The following is a 19,663-nucleotide window of genomic DNA, read 5'->3' as shown; positions in this document are numbered from 1 at the left end:
ATCACGCGACCTCCGCGCCGACCGGCACGGACGCTTCGAGCACGACGTCGCGGCCGTTCTGGAACACCCGCGCGGACGGTCCGAGGCCGGCGATGCCGAGGCCCGCCGCGGCGCCGGCGTCGCTGCGCAACCGCCCGGGGGTGCGAACGCGGACGGACAGGGATGCCCCGTCGGGGGCGCCGCGCACCTCGATCTCGGCCGAGCGTGCCGCCGCGTGCTTGACCGCGTTCACGAGCCCCTCAGCCACGATCGCGACGACGCGCGTGGTCACGATGGCGTCCGACATGGCGGTGGTCGCGGCAGGATCCACCGCGGAGGACACCGTCAGCACGGGCCGCCAGATCGCCACGGTCTCCGCGAGGTCCGCCGCTCGCGCCGCCCCCGGCCGACCGTCAGCGAGGGCGTCGGTCAGCCCCGCGCCGATCGCGAGCTCGAAGTCGCGGATGTCGTCGTCCGTCGCGATCTCGTCGTCCACGCGGGCCGCGAGGATCACGCACGTGGCCTGGATCCGGCTGTGAAGCACATCGGAGGCATGCTCCAGGTTCTGCCGCGTGCTGGAGGTCTGGTCCGCGGCGGAGCGGACGAGCGCCTGCAGCGCACGACCCAGCCGCCGGGTCTCGACCCGGCCCCGATGGATCGCCTCGGCACACAGCGCCGCGACGATCGCGATCCCGGGCAGTGCGATCGCCGGGATGACGGGGATGAAGCTGGGCTCCCCCACGATCACCGCCGCTGCCCCGGCCATCACGATCCCGGCACCGAGCCAGAGAACGACCATGCGCTGGCCGCGTCGACGCGCGGAGGAGCGCCGGGCGACCCGGCGGGTGAGCAGGTCGACCCCCAGACACAGGGCGAAGACGGCGACGATGAGGACCGCCGCGAAGACGGGGCCTTGCGTGCGGAGCGCGAACGGAGCGCTGCCCGCGGCGAAGATCGCGCCCACGAGGCCGGGGGCCGGCGGACGCAGTCGCTCGACAGCGGTGCGGGCCGCGTCGACCACCGACGCAGCCGCGCCGTCGGGAAGGATGTCGGTCAGCGGGAGTCCCGCACGGTCGCGGGCCCGGTGGCTCACCGAGCGGACGTCGTCCGAAAACCCCCGCACCCGCTCGAAGTCGAGCGGCGAAGCCACGAGAGCCGCCAGCGCGGTGCGCAGAGCGCTGATCTCGGACGTGAGGAAATCGCGGGTCTCCCGCTCGTAGCGACCGGCGCGGCGTTGCTCATCGGTCACCGTGCGCAACGCATCGGCGAGGCGCGTCCGCGCGTCGCGCGAGCTGACGTAGAGCTGCTCGGTGACGGCCACGAGTGACAGCACGCTGACCCAGGCGACGACGTTGGTCACGATGCGCTCGGTCCAGGCGGGGTCCGTTCCGAGTCCGAGCACGCCGACGGCCAGGGCTTCGTTGAGAAAGGGCCGCGAGACGGCCGCGGCCACGAGAGCCGTCAGCACGAGCACCCCGCGTGCCGCCGGTGACGGGATCCGTCGTTCCGCGAGCACGACCGGCAGCAGGGCCAGACTCAGGATCACCGCGACCAGCAGACCGGAGAACTGTGCCGACAGCAGCTCCGAGGGCGTGTCGACGCTCGCGTACGGGGCGAGGACGATGGCCGAGACGGGAACGGCGACGAGAACGCTCCACGGCGTGAAGAAGCGCCCGCTCGACACGGCATCCCACCAGATCGCGACGCCCGGCCGAACCCGCGCTCGATGTCGCGATGTTCGCCCCCAGCTCACATCCACCCCCCTCGACTTCGGCGGGCCGCTGCCGCACCGGCCGAAATCCTAGCGAATCCGAGCGACGTCGCCGTTAACGCGCGCATCATACGCTCGGCTGGAGTCGGCGGCACGCGCTGGGATCGGGTGGCGCCCGCCCCTAGCGTGGCCGGATGCAGAGCTACGACTACCTCATCGTCGGCGGCGGAATGGTCGCCGACGCGGCCGCCCGCGGCATCCGCGAGCTCGACGAGAGCGGCACGATCGGTGTCCTCAGCGCCGATGTCGACGAACCGTACACGCGCCCGGCGCTCACCAAGAAGCTGTGGACCGACCCGGATTTCACCTGGGATCAGGTGCCGCTCGGCACGGCCGACGACACGGGCGCCGAGATCCGGCTGCGGACCACCGTGACCGCGATCGACCGAGACGGGCGCACGGTCGAGGACGAATCCGGCGAGCGCATCGGCTACCGTCGGCTGCTCCTCGCGACCGGTTCACGCCCGCACGAGGTCGATGCGCCCGACAGCGACCGAGTGCTCTTCTTCCGCTCCGCCGACGACTACCGGCGGCTGCGCGAGCTCGCCGCCGAGGGCGAGCGGATCGTCGTGGTCGGCGGGGGCTACATCGGCGCAGAGCTCGCCGCCGCCCTCGTGCAGAACGGCGTGGGGGTCGATCTGGTCTTCCCGAGCACCACACTCGGCGACGGCACGTTCCCGCCTCCGCTCGCCGAGCGGTACCAGCGGCTGTTCCGAGACGCTGGTGTGCGCCTGGTGCCCGGCCGCCGGGTCGAGGAGGTGGTGACGGACGCGTCGGCCGACGGCCTCGAGGTCGTGCTCGACGACGGATCGCGGCTGCGCGGCGACGCGGTCGTGCTCGGCCTCGGCGTCTCGCCGGTGACCGACCTCGCCGAGCAGTCCGGGCTCGCCGTCGATGACGGGGTCGTGGTCGACGCGTTCCTCGCCACGACCGACGACGCGATCTGGGCGGCCGGCGACATCGCCTCGTACCCTGACCGGCTGCTCGGTCGCACCCGCGTCGAGCACGTGGACAACGCCCAGGAGATGGGCCGGGCGGCCGGGCGATCGATGGCGGGCGGCGGCGAGGCCTACCGCCACACCCCGTACTTCTACTCGCAGGTGTTCGGCGTCCGGTGGGAGGCGGTCGGCACCCTCGACCCCGATCTCGACACCCTCGTCGTGGACGTCGGCGACGACGAGTCCGGACCACGGACAGTGGTGTACTACCGCGACGAGACGGGCGCGCCGGTCGGCGTGCTGCTGTGGAACGTCGCCGACGCCACGGATGCCGCGCGCCTCGTCCTCGCCGACGCGCCCACCGATGAGGCGGAGCTGCGAGGACGGATCAGCTGAGCGCGAGACGGTCGGCCACGACGGCCGCGAGCTCGTCGGCGATCGCGCGGGCCTCGGCCTCGGTGGTCGCCTCGACCATCACCCGCACGAGCGGCTCGGTACCCGAGGCGCGCAGCAGCACGCGCCCGGAGTCGCCGAGGCGCGCCGTCGCTGCGGCGACGGCATCCTGAAGACCCGTGTCGCTGGCGACGCGATCGCGATCGACGCCGCGGACGTTCACGAGGACCTGGGGATACACCGTCATGACGGCCGCGAGCTCGGCTGCGGTCTTGCCCTGCCGAGCCATCTCGGCGGCGAGGTGGAGCCCGGTCAGAAGGCCATCCCCGGTCGTCGCGTAGCGACTCATGATGACGTGCCCGCTCTGCTCTCCGCCGAGCCCGAAGCGGCCCTGGTTCATCCGCTCCAGCACATAGCGGTCGCCGACCGCGGTCTGCTCGACGGTGATACCGTGCTCGGCCATGGCCCGATGCAGACCGAGGTTGCTCATGACGGTCGCGACGAGGGTGCTGAACGGCAGCCGCCCCCGCTGCTTCATCGCCACGGCGAGGATCGCCATGATCTGGTCGCCGTCGATGACACGACCGTCGGCATCGACGGCGAGGCAGCGATCGGCGTCGCCGTCGTGGGCGATGCCGATGTCGGCTCCGGTCCGGATCACCTCTGCTGCGACGCGGTCGAGGTGGGTCGAGCCGACCCCGTCGTTGATGTTGAGACCGTCCGGGTCGGCACCGATGACGGTGACCTTCGCACCCGCGTCGCGGAACGTCTGCGGAGACACCCCGGACGCCGCTCCGTGCGCGCAGTCGAGCACGACGTGCAGCCCGTCGAGGGTATGCGGCAGCGAGCCCAGCAGGTGGACGACGTAGCGGTCCTCGGCATCGGCGAAAACACGGATGCGGCCGACGTCGGCGCCGGTGGGCTGGAGCTTGGGTCCGGTGAGGGCCTCCTCGATACGGCGCTCGACCTCGTCGGGGAGCTTGACCCCGCCGCGGGCGAAGATCTTGATGCCGTTGTCGGGCGCGGGGTTGTGGGACGCGGAGACCATGACGCCGAAGTCGGCGTCGATGTCGCTCACGAGGAACGCCGCAGCGGGCGTCGGCAGCACCCCGGCGTCGAGAACGTCGACTCCCGAGGACGCCAGCCCGGCGGCGACCGCGGCGGAGAGGAACTCCCCCGAGACGCGCGGGTCGCGCGCCACGACGGCGGTCAGCCTCTTGCCGGCTGCCTTGCGCGCCTCCGCGATACGGCCCTGGCCCAGGACGACGGCAGTCGCCTGGGCCAGGGTGAGTGCGAGTTCGGCGGTGAGGGGGCCGTTGGCCAGCCCCCGAACACCGTCCGTACCGAACAGCGCCACGGAGCTTAACGCTTCGAGTACTGAGGAGCCTTACGGGCCTTCTTGAGACCAGCCTTCTTGCGCTCCTTGACGCGAGCGTCGCGCGAGAGGAAGCCGGCCTTCTTCAGGGTCGGGCGGTTGTTCTCGGCGTCGATCTCGTTGAGCGCACGGGCGATGCCCAGGCGCAGCGCGCCGGCCTGGCCCGAGGGGCCGCCACCGGAGATGCGGGCGATGACGTCGTACGAGCCGGCGAGCTCGAGCACCGTGAACGGGTCGTTGATGAGCTGCTGGTGGAGCTTGTTCGGGAAGTAGTCCTCGAGCGTGCGCCCGTTGACCGTGATGGTGCCCGAACCGGGGATGAGGCGCACGCGGGCGATGGCCTGCTTGCGGCGACCCACGGCGGCACCGGGGACCGAGAGGACCGGACGGGGCGCGGCGGCTGAAGCAGCCTCCGAGGCGGGCGTCTCGGTCGAGTAGTTCTGGGGGGTCTCCTCGAGGGAGTCAGCGATCTTCGCCATCAGTGTTTCCTTGAGTGTTTTCGCGGCGCTTACTGGGCGACCTGGTCGAAGGTGTAGGTGGTGGGCTGCTGCGCAGCGTGCGGGTGCTCGGCACCGGCGTAGACCTTGAGCTTCGAGAGCTGCTGGCGGCCCAGGCTGTTCTTCGGGAGCATGCCGCGGATGGCCTTCTCGACCGCGCGGACGGGGTTCTTCTCGAGCAGCTCCTCGTAGGAGACCGACTTGAGGCCGCCCGGGTAGCCCGAGTGGCGGTAGGCCATCTTCTTCTGGAGCTTCTGACCCGTCAGGGCCACCTTGTCGGCGTTGACGACGATGACGAAGTCACCGGTGTCGACGTGAGGGGCGAACGAAGCCTTGTGCTTGCCGCGGAGGAGGACGGCGGCGTGCGAGGCGAGGCGGCCGAGGACGACGTCGGTTGCGTCGATGACCAGCCACTCGCGCTGGATCTCGCCAGCCTTGGGGGTGAAAGTGCGCGTCACAGTAGTGCTGCTTTCTTGAATCGAACGGAGGAGTTCGTGAATCCCGCTCCGGGGTGGTTGGTCCGAAATCGGACGAACACGCCAGTGGAGGGCTCACGTTCGTAGCGGCACGCCTGCGTGGCACGCGCACCAAAGAGACAGCGTACGCTATCTGTCGACGTTATCAAAGCCGCGCCTGTCCCCCCGGGCCGTCCTCGATCTCTCATGCACCCCGATCGGAGACCCCGGATGCCCCTGTTCGAACTGCGGCGCTCTCGCCTCGGTCGCATCCGCGTCTTCACGCGGGCGCAGCTGCCGTTCGTCGTCGGCACGTTCGTCGTGATCGTCGCGCTCGCCTTCGGAGCACCCGAGTCGCTCTCGTCGCCGTTCACGTGCGCCGCGGTCCTGATCGTCATCCTCGCGTCGATGGCCGGCGCCCTCCTCCCGTGGGAGCGGTTCTCGCCCTCCTGGCTGGTCACCCTCGCCGTGACGGACATCGTCGCCGTCGCGCTCGTGCGCACCGAGGTGGTGTGGCTCCTGCCCGGTGTCAGCATGCTGGCGATCTTCCCCATCCTCTGGATCGCCTACGGCTTCCCGCCCATCGCCTTCACCGCCGCCGTGGGCGGGGCGGCGCTCATGACCTCGCTCCCCTTCTTCGTCCGCGGCAGCTGGCCGGTCACGCCGCTCGAGTGGGCGAACGTCTTCACCCTCCCGGGCCTCATCCTCGCCGTCGCCGTCGTCGTCAACATCGCCGCCCAGCATCTGCGGCGCAGCGGCCGCCGCCTGCGCGCATCCCACGAGGAGCGGGAGCGCGCGCTCGCCCGGGCCCGCGACAACGAACTCGTCCTGCGCACGGTGCTCGACACCGTCCGCAGCGGTGTCGCCCTCTACGACGACGCGGGGCGGCTCATGCTCGCGAACCGCACCGCCGAGGACCTCTCCCGAGCGATGGGGTTCTCGCTGAGCGAGGCTCCCTACGCGGGTGACGCCGTGCTGGCGGCCGACCGCACGACGCCGGTACCCCATCACCAGCAGCTCATCCCCCGCGCCCTGCGCGGCGACAAGGTCAGCGACGCCGTCGAGTGGGTCGGTCCGCCGGCGGCGCAGCGGGCCATCCTCGCCGACGCCGACCGCGTGCGCCGCGCCGACGGGACTCTCCTGGGCACGTTGGTGGCCGCCCACGATGTGACGGAGATGGCCGATGCCGCGCAGCTGCGACATGACTTCCTCCGCACGGTGTCGCACGAGCTGCGGACGCCGCTGACGAGCGTGACCGGCTACCTCGATCTTCTGACCGACCACGTCCGGCCCGACGACGCCGCAGCGACGCGCTACCTCTCGCTGGTCGAGCGCAACGTGCTGGTGCTCACCGACCGCATCAACGAACTGCTCGCCGCCGCGTCGACCGACACCGAGGTCTCGCCGCGCCCGGTGACGCTCAGCGACCTGATCGCCTCGGCCGTGCGCGCCGTCTCGCCGCGCGCCGAGCGTCGCGGCAGCTCGATCCAGCAGATCGGTGCGACGCACGACCGGGTCGTGCTCGACCCGGTGCGCATCCGCCAGTCGCTCGAGGAGCTGCTGATCAACGCCGTGAAGTTCAGCCCGCCCTCGTCCGCGGTCGTGATCGGCCAGCGCGTCGACGAGTCGGGTGTGCACATCGTCGTCAGCGACAACGGCCCCGGGCTCACCTCGATCGAGCGGACGCGCGTGTTCGATCCGTTCTACCGGACCCCCTATGCCCGGGAGAACGCGATCCAGGGCTTCGGCATCGGCCTCTCGGTCGTCCGCAACGCCGTCGTCGCGCACGGCGGCCGTGTTCGCGTGGGCGCTTCTGCGTCGGGCGGCACGGCGATGGCGATCGTGCTGCCCGGTGCGGCGCACGACGATCGTGCACTCGACCACCCCGTGTCAAGCGCGGGCGGCACATTCGTCACGACGGAAGAATGACCTCGACGCTGAGATTCTCGACAACTCGGCCCGTTCGAGGTGACGACGACGATGAGCGCTTCCCCCTATGACCACGCCCGCACGACGGGTGCCGTCCTCGCGGGCACGGCCACCGACTGGGCCGCGCAGGTGACGTCGGTCGCGATCGTCGAGCTCGACGACGCCGGCGTGGTGCGGTCATGGAACCCCGGGGCCGAGCGTCTGAAGCGCTACCCCGCGGATGAGGTCATCGGCACGTCGTTCTCGCGCTTCTACCGCCGCGAGGACCGCGAGCGCGGTCGGCCGGCGCGACTGCTCGCCGCCGCACGCACCGACGGGTCGGTCGAGGACACCGGCTGGCGGCTGCGCGGCGACGGCACGCTGTTCTGGGCGCACGTGCTGATCACCGCGGTCCGCGACGACGACGGCGAACCCGCGGGCTTCGTCAAGATCGTGCGCGACCTGAGCGAGGCCAAGCGCCTGGACGACGAGAAGGACGGCTTCCTGCGGGCCTTCGCCCACGACCTCCTCTCGCCGATCACCGCTCTGCGCGGCTACGTCGACCTGCTCGAGGACGAGATCCCGGAGGCGCAGTCGGGTCTGCTGCAGCACGTCTCACGCGTGACCGACCACATCATCGCCATGGCCGCAGAGCTCTCGGCGCATGTGCGGGGAACCGACGGCGATGAGAGCGAGGAGACCGACCTGCTGACTCTCGCCCGTGAGGCGGCGGAGCTCGTGCTGCCGGGCGACGTCAACGAGCGCGTGGATGTCCGCGGCGCCGGCCGCGCCCACGTCTCGACCGATCGCGCGCTCTTGCGACGCGCTCTCGCGAACGTCATCGACAACGCTGCCAAGTACAGCGAGGACACCATCGTCGTGTCGGTGTCGGAGGAGCCGGATGCCGCCGTGGTGACGGTCGCCGACAGCGGCCGGGGCATCGACTCCGACGACCTCGCCTCGATCTTCGAGCCCTATCACCGCGGCCGCCTCTCCGATCCGGGCGACGGCGGCACGGGCGTCGGCCTCGCGAGCGTCCGCGACATCGCGCGACGACTCGGCGGAGAGGCATCCATCGAGAGCATCAGGGGAACCGGGACGACCGTCACCCTGCGCCTGCCGCCCTCACAGTGACGGCAGCGTGATGACGGTCTCCAGGACGACGTCGTCGCCGTCCTGGTACACGCGTCGCCCGACGGTCCCGAGACCGCGTCCGGGAACGGGCCCGAGCCGCCCGGGCGACGACACCCGCAGCAGCAGCGAACCCGATCCGGTGACCCGCGCCACCACCCGGGCACGCCGCGCCCCGGAGTGCTTGACGGCGTTGACGAGCGCCTCGGTGACGACGGAGACGACGCGCTCGGCCGCGTCGGGGTCGCTCAACCGCAGCCGGACCGCGTCGTCGATGCGCTGCGTGACCGCGACGGCGGGCGCCCACGCCTCGATCAGGCGATCCAGCGACTCGCTCGCCGGCATCCGCTCGGGGTCCCCGGACTCGAGGATCTCCTCGAACGCGGCCTCGGTACGGCACCGGAAGTCGTCCACCTCGTCGGGGGTCGGGGCGCGCTCGTCGACGCGGGCCGCGAAGACGACGCAGGCGCCCTGCGCGCGCCCGTGCAGCACGTCGATGGCACGCCGCGGGCCCGCGCTCTCATCGATCTCGGCGGCCTCGCGTGCGACCTCGGCGAGCCCGGCCGCCGCCCGGCGCTCATCGGTACGGGCGCGCGACAGCGCGTCGCGGCAGAGGCCGACCAGCACCGCGACGACGGGGACGGCGAGCACGGGGACGAGGCCGAGCACACCGATGCGCGGGAGGAAGAGGTAGGTGACGACGCTCATCGCGCACCCGGCGGCGATCCACACCAGCAGGAAGACGACCGGACGCGGCGGCCGGGCCCACCGACGCACCGCACCGCCGGCGATGACATCGACGACGACTCCCCCCGCGATGCCGGCGAGGCCCACTCCGACGCCGCCGGCGGCGACGGCGTAGGGGAAGCACGCCAGCGCGTAGAGCGGCGCGACGCTGAACCACGGCGGCGCGACCAGCCGCATCGACAGGCCCGGGCCTCTCTCGTGCGACGCGGGGCCGGCCTCGCTCATCTCGTCGTCGCGCTCGTCGTCGCGTTCGGCGTCGTGCTCGCGCAACAGGCGGTCGATGCGGTGGCTGAGCCCGCGGACGTCCTCCGAGAAGGTGCGGACGACGTCGAAATCGATCGGGCCGGCGAGCATGCGCTCGCGTGAGCGGCGCAGGGCCGCGATGCCCGCCACGAGCGCGGCCCGGGCCTCGGCCGCGACATGCTGCCGGCGCGCCTCCGCGCGCTCGACCCGCACGAGCGCCGCGCGCAACCGCTCGGCGGCTGCCCGTGCGGCGGCGTGACGCGACGTGATGACGGCGACGATGGACAGCAGCGCGAGCGCGGTGACGAGGTTGGTCGCGATCCGCGACGACGCCGGCCCGCTCGGGACGATACCGAACAGGGCGGAACTGATGGCGTCGTTGACGGCGGGACGGATCGTCGCGACGACGACGAGCGACGCGAGCACGACGACGCCGCGCGCGGGACGCGACGCGAGCCGCCGTTCGGCCACAGCGACCGGGACGACCATCGCGGCGAGCACCGACCAGCCCAGGACGGCCACCGTGGCACCGCGCAGGTACGCCTCGATTCCGGCACCGCCGACGGACGGCACCGAGAACACCCCGGCCACCAGCAGCGACACCGCCGCGCTCCACCGCGTGTAGAAGGCACCTCCGGAGACCGCGTTCCACCAGGTCGTCATGCCGGCTCCGCGCTCTCCGGCGTTCTCAGCCCGTGAACGCCCCGACGAAGGCGAGGCCCACGCCCGAGAGGTTGAACACCACGTGTGCGACGACGCCGGTCCAGATGCGCCCGGTCAGGAGGACGAGGCCGGCGCACACGACCCCGACCAGCGCGATCGAGAGGACGCCGTCGACGCCGAGGGCCCCGCCGACGAGATGACTCACGAGGAAGACGGCCGTCGACACCAGCAGCGCCGCCACGCCGGCCGTGGCCGGCCCCGCGGCCCGGCGCAGCAGCGTGTAGACCGCGACGAGCACGACCCCGCGGAAGAAGAACTCCTCGAGGACCGGGGCGACCAGCCCCGCGGCGGCGGCATCCGTCAGCCACCAGCTCGCGGGAAGCCGCCCGTCGACGAGCAGGAGCCCGGGGAAGCGGGCCTGCCCCTCGACCCCCTGCTGGATGAGCCCCTGCACCAGACGGAGCACGATGCCGAAGCCGAGCCCGATGAGGAGGTCGGCGGCTCGGAACCGGAGGAGACCCGCGGGTCGCGAGACGCGAAGCGCGAGGACGACGGGGATCAGCATCCCGAGCCAGAGCGCCGCCGTCGCGGCGAGGCCCGACCACGACGCCGCGGGCTGGAGCCACAGCACGAGATACCCCAGCAGGATTCCCGCGCCCAGGCTCACGAGCGCCCAGGCGAGCATCATCTCGCGCCACCGGCGCACGCTCGATCCGCCCTGGCGCCAGTCGACGCGACGGTGACGTGGGCGCCGCGACGTCGTCGCGACCGGCTCGCTAGGGTGGGTGTGCACGCGCCCACGTTAGCGGAGGTCCCATGATCGAGATCGCGACCATCTGCACGGGGAACATCTGCCGTTCGCCCCTGGCGGCTCTGATGCTCCAGACTCGTCTGGCCGACCGGGGCGTGCGCGTCACGAGCGCCGGGACGCGAGGCCTGGCCGATCACGGGATGACGCCCGAGGCGCAGCGCCTGGCGCTGGCGCGCGGAATCTCGGCCTCGGATGCCGAGGCGCACCGGGCTCGTTTCCTGACCGAGCAGCACCTCGTCTCGGCCGACCTCGTCCTGGCGATGGCCCGCGAGCACCGGCGCGCCGTGGCGGAGCTCGTCCCCGCGCGGACACGCGTGGCGTTCACCGTGCGCGAGTTCGCGCGCCTGGCCTCGTCGCTGTCGGACGCCGCGCTGCAGGGGGCCGTCGCGACGGCGGCCGACCAGGATGCCGCGGGCAGACTGCGGGCGGCGGTCGCAGCGGTCGCGGGCCAGCGCGGCCTCGTCCTCCCGCCCGCCGATCCGACGGAGGATGACGTCGTCGACCCCTACCGCCGGTCGTGGTCGACATATGAGACGTCGGCGGCGCAGCTCGATCCCGCGATCGACCAGGTGGTGCGCGTCGTGGCGGTCGCGACGACCTCCTGATCCGAGGTGCGCGATCCGACCCCGGCCGGAAACATGGCTGTGGCAGACTGATCCGAGTTTCCGCCGATGCCCTCGTGGCGCGCACCGAAGGGCAGCATGGAGCTCTCCGACTACATTCGCATCCTCCGCAAGAACTGGATCGTGATCCTCGTGGTCACCCTCGTCGGTGTGGGCGCCGCGGCCGCGTACTCGCTGACGCGCACGCCCACCTACGAATCGTCCAGCACGGTCTTCGTCTCGACGCAGACCTCCGGCAGCGTCGCCGAGCTGCAGCAGGGGTCGACGTTCGCGCAGGCGCGGATCAACACGTACGTCGGCCTCGTCTCGACGCCGATCGTGATGAACCCGGTGATCGCCGAGCTCGGCCTCGGGACGACGGCGGGCCAGCTCGCCGAGAAGGTGAACGCGAGCGCTGCCCTGAACACGACGCTCATCACGATCACCGTGGTCGACACCGATCCGGTCGCGGCGGCGGACATCGCCAACGCCCTGGCTGCGAGCCTGTCGGCGGCGGTCCCCGCGATCGAGCCCGCGAGCGAGTCGGGGGCGAGCCCCATTCAGCTGTCGCGCGTCCGCGACGCCCAGCCGGCCCTCAGCCCGTCGAGCCCGAACGTTCCCCTCAACCTCGCGCTCGGCCTCCTCGTCGGCCTGGCGCTCGGCATCGGGATCGCGGTCCTGCGCACCGTGCTCGACACCCGCATCCGCAGCTCGCGCGATGTGGAGCAGGTCACCGAGTCGCCCCTCATCGGCGCCATCGCCTTCGACCCGAAGGCGAAGGACCGGCCGCTCATCGTGCACGCCGATCCGTTGAGCCCCCGCGCGGAATCGTTCCGGGCGCTGCGCACCAACCTGCAGTTCCTCGACATGGGTGGCCGCTCCAGCTTCGTCGTCACGAGCTCGGTGCCGAGCGAGGGCAAGTCGACCACGACCATCAACCTCGCGATCGCCCTCGCCGACGCCGGCAAGAAGGTCGCCCTGCTCGACACCGACCTGCGCAAGCCGAAGGTCGACGAGTATCTCGGCCTCGAGGGCGGAGCGGGCCTCACCGATGTGCTGATCGGCCGAGCACGCCTGGGCGACGTCATGCTGCCCTGGGGCGGTCGCAGCCTGTATGTGCTGCCGTCGGGCAAGATCCCGCCGAACCCGAGCGAGCTGCTCGCGTCGCCCCAGATGCGTCAGCTGCTCGAGGTCCTGGAGCGCGACTTCGACGTGGTGCTGTGCGACGCCCCGCCGCTCCTGCCCGTGACGGACGCGGCCATCCTCGCCCGTGCGACCAGCGGAGCGATCGTCGGCGTCGCGGCGGGCCGCACGACCCGCCACCAGCTCACCGGCGCCATCGACGCTCTTCAGACCGTCGACGCCAAGGTCGCCGGCGTGGTGCTGACGATGGTGCCCACCCGCGGCCCCGACGCGTACTACGGCGGTTACGGCTACGGCTACGGCTACACGCAGGAGGAGAACGCGGCCCGCGAGGCTCGCCGCGGCAAGCCCGCCGCCCCGGCGAAGCAGCCGCGTGGTCGTCGAGGACGCCGCGCCGAGCCGGTCGAGACCGGTCCGGCTCCGACGCTCGATGACCTCGGCTTCCGCGCTCGCTCCTCCGACGAGTCCCGCCGCTCCGGTCCTTCTGCGAGCTGATGGCGCATGGCGCGACGTGACCTGACCGCACCGCCCATCGCCCGCGCGTTGTCGGTGGCCGGCGTCGGCGCGCTCGCTCTCGTCGTGATCGCGCTCACGGCGCTGGCGCTGCAGCACGACCGCAGTCCGCAGCCGTCGGGCGCGCCGACCGCAGGCCCCGTGCCGACCTTCTCGTTCCGGGGGCCGGGGCCGGACGCGAGCGCTTCACCGTCGTCGACCGCGACCCCCGTCACGGGCGGTGCCGAGGAGCGCTTCCTCGCTCGCTCAGCCGAGGGCATGCTGTGGCGCGCGACGGCGGGAGCCTGCGGCGCCGGCGAGCCGGTCGTCGAGCGATCAGACGACGGCGGCACCACCTGGGTCGACGTCACCCCGCGTTCCCGCGGCATCGCTCAGGTCCGCGCGCTGTCGGGCCTGTCCGGCACCGAGGCCGAGCTGATCGCCGATGCGGCGGACTGCTCTCCCCAGCTGCTGCGGACGTACACGCAGGGCCGGTTCTGGGACCCGTACCCCGATCTCCTGGCGCGGGCGACCTATCCCTCGGGCTCCGCACCCACGGTGCTGGCGTCGCCCTCGGGCGAGGTCGCGCTCCCCTGCGCCGCCCCCGCCAGCGTGCGAGTGGGGGCGCAGCAGACCGCTCTGGTGTGCGACGGGGTCGCCCACACCCGCGTCGGCAGCGGTGCGTTCGCTCCTCTGCCGCTCGCGGATGTCGTCGCTCTCGATGTCCTGGGCCGCGCGACCGCGCTCGTGAGCGCCGGGACGGATGCCTGCGCGGGAGCCTTGGCCCTGACGTGGGTCGACGCGGCGGGCACGGCCTCGGCCTCCGAGTGCATCCCCGACAGCGATCCGGCCGCGCCGGCGGCGATCGCCGCGTTCGACGACGAGGTCATCGTGTGGTCGGGCGATGCCGTGACGACCATCGTCCGCTAGCACCGACGGGGCCCGGAGGCGGGGAACGGACGATCCCCCCGGCCGTCCGTTCCCCGTCTCCCGTCCCCATCCTGCTCGCGAACCGGACGCGCACACCGCCCCCGGGGAGGATTTCACCCGAGGCTTCACCCGCGGATTAACCCCCTCAGCGCAGGCGCCCGTCACCCGGGCGCGTGACGCGCAGGCGGCGCGCACCGTAGCCGTCGAGCTCCATCGAGACCGTGGCCCCCTCGAGCGCCCAGCTCTCACCCGAGGCGAGGCAGACGAGCTCGGTGCCGTCGGGCTCCTCGCCGAGGTCGATCTCGAAGGCGACCGGCTCCCCCGCGAAGTTGTGCACGGCGACGAATCGGCTCTCGCTCGTGCGGGCGCCGTGCGCGAGAATGGACGGCGCGGTGGCGGGCACGAGCTCGAGGTCGCCCCAGCCGATCTCCGGAGACTGCCGGTAGCTCCGTGCGAGCCCGCGGACGAACGCGAGCAGCGAGTCGGGGGCCATGAGCTGCGCCTCGACGTTCACGTGCTGGGGCCCATACGGCCCCTCGGGGGACGGCAGCGGATGCGCGCTCGCGGCGGCGGTGGAGAATCCGCCGTCGGGACGCCACTGCATCGGCACGCGGACGGCGTCCCGCTCGTCGATGTCGAGGTTCTCACCCATCCCGATCTCCTCGCCGTACAGCAGCACCGGTGTACCGGGGAGCGAGAAGAGCAGGCTGTAGACGAGGCGGATGCGGCGCGGATCGCCGCCCAGCATCGGAGGGAGGCGTCGCCGAATGCCGCGCCCGAAGACCTGCATCGACTCCTCGGGGGCGAAGGCGGCGAAGACCTCTTCGCGCTCGGCGTCCGACAGCTGATCGAGGGTGAGCTCATCGTGGTTGCGGACGAAGTTCGCCCACTGCGAGATCGTCGAGATGTCGGGCCGGCTCTCGAGCGCGGAGCGCAGCGGCTGCGGGTCTTCTCGCGCGAGCGAGAGATACAGCGCCTGGTTGCTGGCGAAGTCGAACTGCATGTGCAGCTCGCCGTCGCCGTCGGCCCCGAAGTACGCCGCCTGCTCATCGTGCGGGACGTTGACCTCGCCCACGAGCATCGCCGCGCTCGAGCGCCGCTGGGCGAAGCGCCGCAGCGCGCGCAGGACATCGTGATCGCGCTGCGGCTCGCGGCGCTCGGGCGAGGAGACGAACGAGGGCACCGCGTCCACGCGGAAGCCGGAGACTCCCAGCTGCAGCCAGAAGCCCATGACCTTCGCGAGTTCGCGCTGGACGGCCGGGTTCTCGGCGTTCAGATCGGGCTGGTGGGCGTAGAAGCTGTGGAGGTAGTACTGCCCGGTCTTCTCGTCCCACTCCCACACGCCGTCCTCCTCGCCGGGGAACTGCGTCTCACGGGGGTCGTCGGGGATCTCGTCCCGCCACACGTAGAAGTCGCGGTAGGGCGAGTCGCGGCTCTCGCGCGCCGAGAGGAACCAGGGATGCCGGTCGGAGGTGTGGTTCATGACGAGATCGACGATGACCCGGATACCGCGGTCCTCAGCGGTACGGATGAGCTCGACGAAGTCGCCGTGGGACCCCACCCGAGGATCGACCCCGTAGTAGTCCGACACGTCGTAGCCGTTGTCGCGTCCTGGCGTCGGGTAGAAGGGCATGAGCCACAGGCAGGTGACACCGAGGTCGGCGAGGTAGGGCAGCCGCCGAGCGAGGCCCTGCAGATCACCGTCGCCGTCGCCGTCGTCATCGAGGTACTTCTCGACGTCCACGCAGTACAGCACCGCGTTCTTCCACCAGAGGTCGCTCGTGTCGGAGATCCTCATCGTGCGCCTCCGGGGAGCTCGGTTCTCGCGCCGAGCCGTTCGCGCAGCGCGTGCAGGAGGGCCCCCGCCCGCTCGCCGAGGAAGGCGCGTTGGTCCTGGGAGATCTCGTGGATGTAGAGCCGGTCGAAACCGGTGTCGACGAGGCCGGCGAGACGGTCCGCCAGCTCGGCGATGCCGCTCGGCGAATCGACTCCGATGATGACGTGCTCGGCGAGTTCGGCGTCGGTGGGGTCGCCCGCGCGGGCCGCGAAGTCCTCCGGCTGAGCGATGTCCCACGCCTCCGGCGGCGTCACGACGCCGTGGAGCCACTGGTCGCGCACGAGCGCGGCGGCTTCGTCCGATGAGCCGGCGAGGGCGATGTGGACCTGCAGGCACGTGGGACCGAGGCCGCCGGCATCCAGGTAGGCGCCGACGATCTCGGCAACCTGCTCGCGGGTCGTCCCGACCGTGACGAGCCCATCGGCCCACCCGGCGGCCCAGCGCGCCGTCTCCGGGGAGGCCGCGGTGGCCATGAGCGTCGCCGGTCCGGTGGGCAGGCTCCACAGCCGGGCCTCATGCACGCGGACGCGGCCGTCGTGATCGACCTTCTCACCCGCGAGCAGCCCCCGCATGACGTCGACGCACTCCCCCAGGCGTGCCGTGCGCTCGTCCTTGGATGGCCAGGGCGCCCCCGTGACGTGCTCGTTGAGCAGCTCACCGCTGCCGAGCGCTGCGAAGTACCGGCCGGGGAACATCTCGGCGAGGGTGGCGATCGCCTGTGCGCTGACGACGGGGTGATACAGCTGCCCGGGGGTCGACACGGACCCGATGGGGAACCGCGTCGACGCGAGCGCTGCGCCCAGCCAAGCGATCGTGTTCCCGGAATGCCCCTGACGCGGCGTCCACGGGGCGAGATGGTCAGCGCTGAACGCCCCGTCGAAGCCGATGCGTTCGGCTTCGATGACGGCTTCCAGGAGCGCGCTGGGCGCGAGCTGTTCGTGCGAAGCGTGATATCCGATGAAGGCCATGCCCCAGTCTTTCGGTCCCGTGCACCCGGCGACGTCGGGTTGCCCGATGCCTTCGGGTGCGGTACAGGCCGGCGCTCAGGCGGGCCCGCCCGTCTCGTGGACGCGTGTCAGCGCTTCGCGCAGCCCGGCCAGCCCACCGCGATCGATAACGCAATGCCGGAGGTGCCCGAGGATCCACGCGCGGACCGGGCCCGCACCGGGGTCGTACCGGCGGGCGTCGCGCCAGACATTCAGGAACGCTTCCCGCACCGCCTCTTCGGCGGCCGCCCGGTTCGCGGTCAGCCGAAGCGCGAGCCCGAAGGCGGCGGCTGACGTCGCGTCGTACAGGTCGGCGAGCGCTCCCCGGTCGCCGGCGGCGACGGCGGTGAGAAGCGCGCCGAGCTCGGCGTCGGTGCCGGGACGCGTGGGCTCGTCCGCGGCCGTGTCCGGCGCGAGCAGGTCTGTCATGAGGGAATCGTCCGACACCGCGGACCGGGCAGGAAGCGCTTGAGTCCCGAGGCCGCCCGTGGTAGGCCGATCCAGTCATATGAATGGATCCGCGGCGCCGCACGCACAGCAGAGCGCCCCGGGTCGCGGGGACCCGGGGCGCTCGCGTGAGGGAGCGTCTTACTTGAAGGCGTCCTTGACGTTCTCGCCGGCCTTCTTGACGTTGGCAGCGGTCTGGTCCTTGTGACCTTCGGCTTCGAGACGCTCGTTGTCGGTCGCCTTGCCGGTGGCCTCCTTGGCCTTGCCGGCGACGTCCTGAGCTGCGTTCTTGATCTTGTCGTCGAGTCCCATATCGGCCCCTTCCGTCGATCTGCGTCCGGGTCTGATCCCCGGATGCCGGGACGGTTCATCCCGGTCATCACACGGTAGGTCGACCGGTTCCGCCCGCGCACCCGCTCGCGTTCACGGCGCGAATGCGATATGAACGCTGTAGTTCTGCATGTTGATCTGCTGGCCGGTCACCAGCGGGTAGTGCACGAGAGCATCGGCGTCGAGGTCTTCCCGGTGCATGTCGACACGCGTGAAGGCGGCCTTGACGAACCGCGAGGACGACGAGAGGTCGCCGGGGAGCCCGATCGCCCCCATGCCGCGGCTGTAGCGATCCAGCGGCAGCTCCGGCGAGACGCGCAGACCCTCCCGAACGCTCTCGACCGTGATCGAACGCGAGCGGTCGGCGATGATCCAGTGCAGCGCGACGCTGGGAAGGCCTCGCTGAACGAGACCTCGATGATCGCGACGTCAGCCAGGGCGGCCTCGACCTCGTCGACGGTCTCGAATCGTCCGAGCACCCCGATCGTCGCGATGCCGATGATCGCGTGGTGCGTCTCGAGCGGGTCGACCCGGCGGAACCGGAACGGGAAGTTCCGCGGGGTCACGACCACCTCCTCGTGATACGAGAACTCGAGGTCGAGATTCCGGCCGAAGTAGTGATCGCGGGTGGTGTAACTGACTCCTGTGCACACGGTGCCGCCCCCTGTGGTGACGGGCCGCCCCTCGGCCCTGGCTCAGCCCTATCCCGATCCGCGCGACGCTCGGTAGGGCACTTGACACCGGCATCGCCGCTCGGTGCAGTCATGGCCCACCGCTCTTGTGAGCGCTCACCTCCATGAAACGGATCTCCGAGGCGACCTATGCCGCAGAAACCCTGGCGTTGCGCATTCGTGACCCGAGACTCTCTTGACAGCACCGGTGTTGTGAGCGCTAACATTCGAGCGTCCCGAGAGGTGACACGCATCAGAGATCCGGCGACGCCGCCGGACGAAACGAGGAGGTTTCCGATGTCCCAGGTGAAGTCCGTCGTCACCGCGATCGCCATGCTCGGCGTCGTTGCGCTCAGCGCCACGGCGTGCGCGAGCTCCAGCTCCCCCGGCGCGTCCGGCGGCGACGACGTCATCACGGTCGGGTTCGCCCAGACCGGCTCCGAGAGCGGATGGCGCAGCGCCAACACCGAGTCGATCAAGGAGGCGTTCTCGGCTGAGAACGGCTTCGACCTGATCTTCAACGCCGCCGACAACAAGCCCGAGGCGCAGATCGCCGCGGTGCGCAGCTTCATCAACCAGGGCGTCGACGCGATCGTCCTGGCCCCCATCGTCAGCGACGGCTGGGACGACGTGCTGAAGGAGGCGAAGGATGCCGGAATCCCCGTCATCCTCGAAGACCGCACGGTCTCGGCATCCGAGGACCTCTACGCCAGCTGGATCGGGCTCGACTTCGAGCAGGAGGGCAAGACCGCCGGCGAGTGGGTCGCCGAGAACTTCGGCTCGAAGCCGACGAACATGGTGATCCTCGAGGGGACGACCGGATCGTCCGCCGCGACCGACCGGCAGACCGGCTTCGACGCCGCCGTGGCCGGCACCGACATCACGGTGCTGGACTCGCAGACGGGCAACTTCACCCGCGCCGAGGGCAAGACCGTGATGGAGGGCTTCCTGCAGAAGTTCGGCTCCGAGATCAACGTGCTCTTCGCTCACAACGACGACATGGGTCTCGGTGCCCTCGACGCCATCAAGGCGGCCGGCATGAAGCCGGGCACCGACATCCAGATCGTGACGATCGATGCGGTCAAGGACGGCATGACCGCTCTCGCGAACGGCGAGTTCAACTTCATCGTCGAGTGCAACCCGCTGCTCGGCGAGAAGACGGCCGAGGTCGTGAAGTCCGTCGTCGCGGGCGAGTCGGTCGACAAGACCTACATCGTCGAGGACCAGAGCTTCACGCAGGAGCAGGCGAAGGAAATCCTGGACAGCCGCCCCTACTGATCCGACACCCGGGTGGGGGGGGGGGGGGGGGGGGGG

18 protein-coding genes and 1 pseudogene are annotated in these 19,663 nt (G+C 71.4%); 7 read left to right on the top strand and 12 right to left on the bottom strand.

Features of this window, described 5'->3' with window-relative positions; translation table 11 throughout:
- Position 1: 1 nt before the first annotated feature.
- Positions 2-1,732, bottom strand: a complete 1,731-nt coding sequence (locus O1W71_RS16100; RefSeq protein ID WP_269268821.1) for a hypothetical protein — start codon at positions 1,730-1,732, stop codon at positions 2-4.
- Positions 1,733-1,884: 152 nt separating this feature from the next.
- Here O1W71_RS16100 and O1W71_RS16095 point away from each other — a divergent pair, with 152 nt between their 5' ends.
- A complete protein-coding gene (locus tag O1W71_RS16095) occupies positions 1,885-3,084 on the top strand; it encodes an NAD(P)/FAD-dependent oxidoreductase (RefSeq protein ID WP_269268820.1) in 1,200 nt (399 codons plus the stop codon).
- Here O1W71_RS16095 and glmM read toward each other — a convergent pair.
- The 3 genes from glmM to rplM are packed head-to-tail and all read right to left on the bottom strand — an operon-like array spanning position 3,077 to position 5,411.
- Positions 3,077-4,438, bottom strand: coding sequence for a phosphoglucosamine mutase (gene glmM / locus O1W71_RS16090; protein WP_269268819.1), 1,362 nt, complete (start codon positions 4,436-4,438; stop codon positions 3,077-3,079). The two genes, O1W71_RS16095 and glmM, sit on opposite strands and share 8 nt — an antisense overlap.
- Before the next feature lie 5 nt (positions 4,439-4,443).
- A complete protein-coding gene (rpsI, locus tag O1W71_RS16085) occupies positions 4,444-4,935 on the bottom strand; it encodes a 30S ribosomal protein S9 (RefSeq protein ID WP_269268818.1) in 492 nt (163 codons plus the stop codon).
- A gap of 29 nt (positions 4,936-4,964) precedes the next feature.
- Entirely contained in the window at positions 4,965-5,411 is a 447-nt protein-coding gene (rplM, locus tag O1W71_RS16080) for a 50S ribosomal protein L13 (RefSeq protein ID WP_112617876.1), read from the bottom strand.
- A 228-nt stretch (positions 5,412-5,639) separates the two neighbouring features.
- On the opposite strand from rplM, the gene O1W71_RS16075 reads away from it, so the two are divergent.
- Together O1W71_RS16075 and O1W71_RS16070 are read left to right on the top strand one after the other, a co-directional pair.
- Complete coding sequence (locus O1W71_RS16075) at positions 5,640-7,337, top strand: sensor histidine kinase (RefSeq protein WP_269268817.1); 1,698 nt, start codon at positions 5,640-5,642, stop codon at positions 7,335-7,337.
- 51 nt (positions 7,338-7,388) lie between these two features.
- A complete protein-coding gene (locus O1W71_RS16070) occupies positions 7,389-8,450 on the top strand; it encodes a sensor histidine kinase (protein ID WP_269268816.1) in 1,062 nt (353 codons plus the stop codon).
- Here the strand turns inward: O1W71_RS16070 and O1W71_RS16065 are convergent.
- Positions 8,442-10,100, bottom strand: a complete 1,659-nt coding sequence (locus O1W71_RS16065; protein ID WP_269268815.1) for a hypothetical protein — start codon at positions 10,098-10,100, stop codon at positions 8,442-8,444. The genes O1W71_RS16070 and O1W71_RS16065 overlap by 9 nt on opposite strands.
- A gap of 25 nt (positions 10,101-10,125) precedes the next feature.
- The gene (locus O1W71_RS16060) at positions 10,126-10,893 is read right to left on the bottom strand and encodes a CPBP family intramembrane glutamic endopeptidase (protein ID WP_269268814.1); all 768 of its coding nucleotides are present in this window, start codon (positions 10,891-10,893) and stop codon (positions 10,126-10,128) included.
- Positions 10,894-10,916: 23 nt separating this feature from the next.
- Between O1W71_RS16060 and O1W71_RS16055 the strand changes: the two genes are divergently transcribed.
- The 3 genes from O1W71_RS16055 (at position 10,917) to O1W71_RS16045 (ending at position 14,078) form a co-directional block, all read left to right on the top strand.
- Positions 10,917-11,516, top strand: a complete 600-nt coding sequence (locus O1W71_RS16055; RefSeq protein ID WP_269268813.1) for an arsenate reductase/protein-tyrosine-phosphatase family protein — start codon at positions 10,917-10,919, stop codon at positions 11,514-11,516.
- A gap of 96 nt (positions 11,517-11,612) precedes the next feature.
- Complete coding sequence (locus O1W71_RS16050) at positions 11,613-13,151, top strand: polysaccharide biosynthesis tyrosine autokinase (protein ID WP_112617871.1); 1,539 nt, start codon at positions 11,613-11,615, stop codon at positions 13,149-13,151.
- 6 nt (positions 13,152-13,157) lie between these two features.
- Positions 13,158-14,078, top strand: a complete 921-nt coding sequence (locus O1W71_RS16045; protein WP_269268812.1) for a hypothetical protein — start codon at positions 13,158-13,160, stop codon at positions 14,076-14,078.
- Positions 14,079-14,223: 145 nt separating this feature from the next.
- On the opposite strand, the gene O1W71_RS16040 is transcribed toward O1W71_RS16045, so the two are convergent.
- From O1W71_RS16040 to O1W71_RS16015, 6 genes and pseudogenes are all read right to left on the bottom strand, one after another.
- Positions 14,224-15,876 carry an alpha-amylase family protein gene (locus tag O1W71_RS16040; RefSeq protein WP_269268811.1) on the bottom strand — a complete coding sequence of 551 codons (1,653 nt, stop codon included), beginning with the start codon at positions 15,874-15,876 and terminating at the stop codon, positions 14,224-14,226.
- Complete coding sequence (locus tag O1W71_RS16035; RefSeq protein ID WP_269268810.1) at positions 15,873-16,883, bottom strand: LLM class flavin-dependent oxidoreductase; 1,011 nt, start codon at positions 16,881-16,883, stop codon at positions 15,873-15,875. Before O1W71_RS16035 ends, O1W71_RS16040 begins: the two co-directional genes overlap by 4 nt.
- Positions 16,884-16,958: 75 nt before the next feature.
- Positions 16,959-17,330 carry a sigma factor gene (locus O1W71_RS16030; RefSeq protein WP_269268809.1) on the bottom strand — a complete coding sequence of 124 codons (372 nt, stop codon included), beginning with the start codon at positions 17,328-17,330 and terminating at the stop codon, positions 16,959-16,961.
- Positions 17,331-17,489: 159 nt separating this feature from the next.
- Positions 17,490-17,660 carry a CsbD family protein gene (locus tag O1W71_RS16025; RefSeq protein WP_094260399.1) on the bottom strand — a complete coding sequence of 57 codons (171 nt, stop codon included), beginning with the start codon at positions 17,658-17,660 and terminating at the stop codon, positions 17,490-17,492.
- A gap of 111 nt (positions 17,661-17,771) precedes the next feature.
- Complete coding sequence (locus O1W71_RS16020) at positions 17,772-17,954, bottom strand: linear amide C-N hydrolase (protein ID WP_269268808.1); 183 nt, start codon at positions 17,952-17,954, stop codon at positions 17,772-17,774.
- A 269-nt stretch (positions 17,955-18,223) separates the two neighbouring features.
- Positions 18,224-18,331, bottom strand: a pseudogene (locus O1W71_RS16015) (linear amide C-N hydrolase); the annotation flags it as partial.
- A gap of 315 nt (positions 18,332-18,646) precedes the next feature.
- Between O1W71_RS16015 and O1W71_RS16010 the strand changes: the two are divergent.
- Positions 18,647-19,627: an ABC transporter substrate-binding protein gene (locus tag O1W71_RS16010; RefSeq protein WP_269268807.1), complete on the top strand. Its 981-nt coding sequence runs from the start codon at positions 18,647-18,649 to the stop codon at positions 19,625-19,627.
- Positions 19,628-19,663 lie beyond the last annotated feature (36 nt).

Origin of the sequence: Microbacterium sp. H37-C3, assembly GCF_027157935.1 — a bacterium.
GTDB lineage: Bacteria > Actinomycetota > Actinomycetes > Actinomycetales > Microbacteriaceae > Microbacterium > Microbacterium plantarum.
The sequence above is the reverse complement of the archived record's forward strand: the minus strand, read 5'-3'. Positions and strand labels throughout refer to the sequence as shown.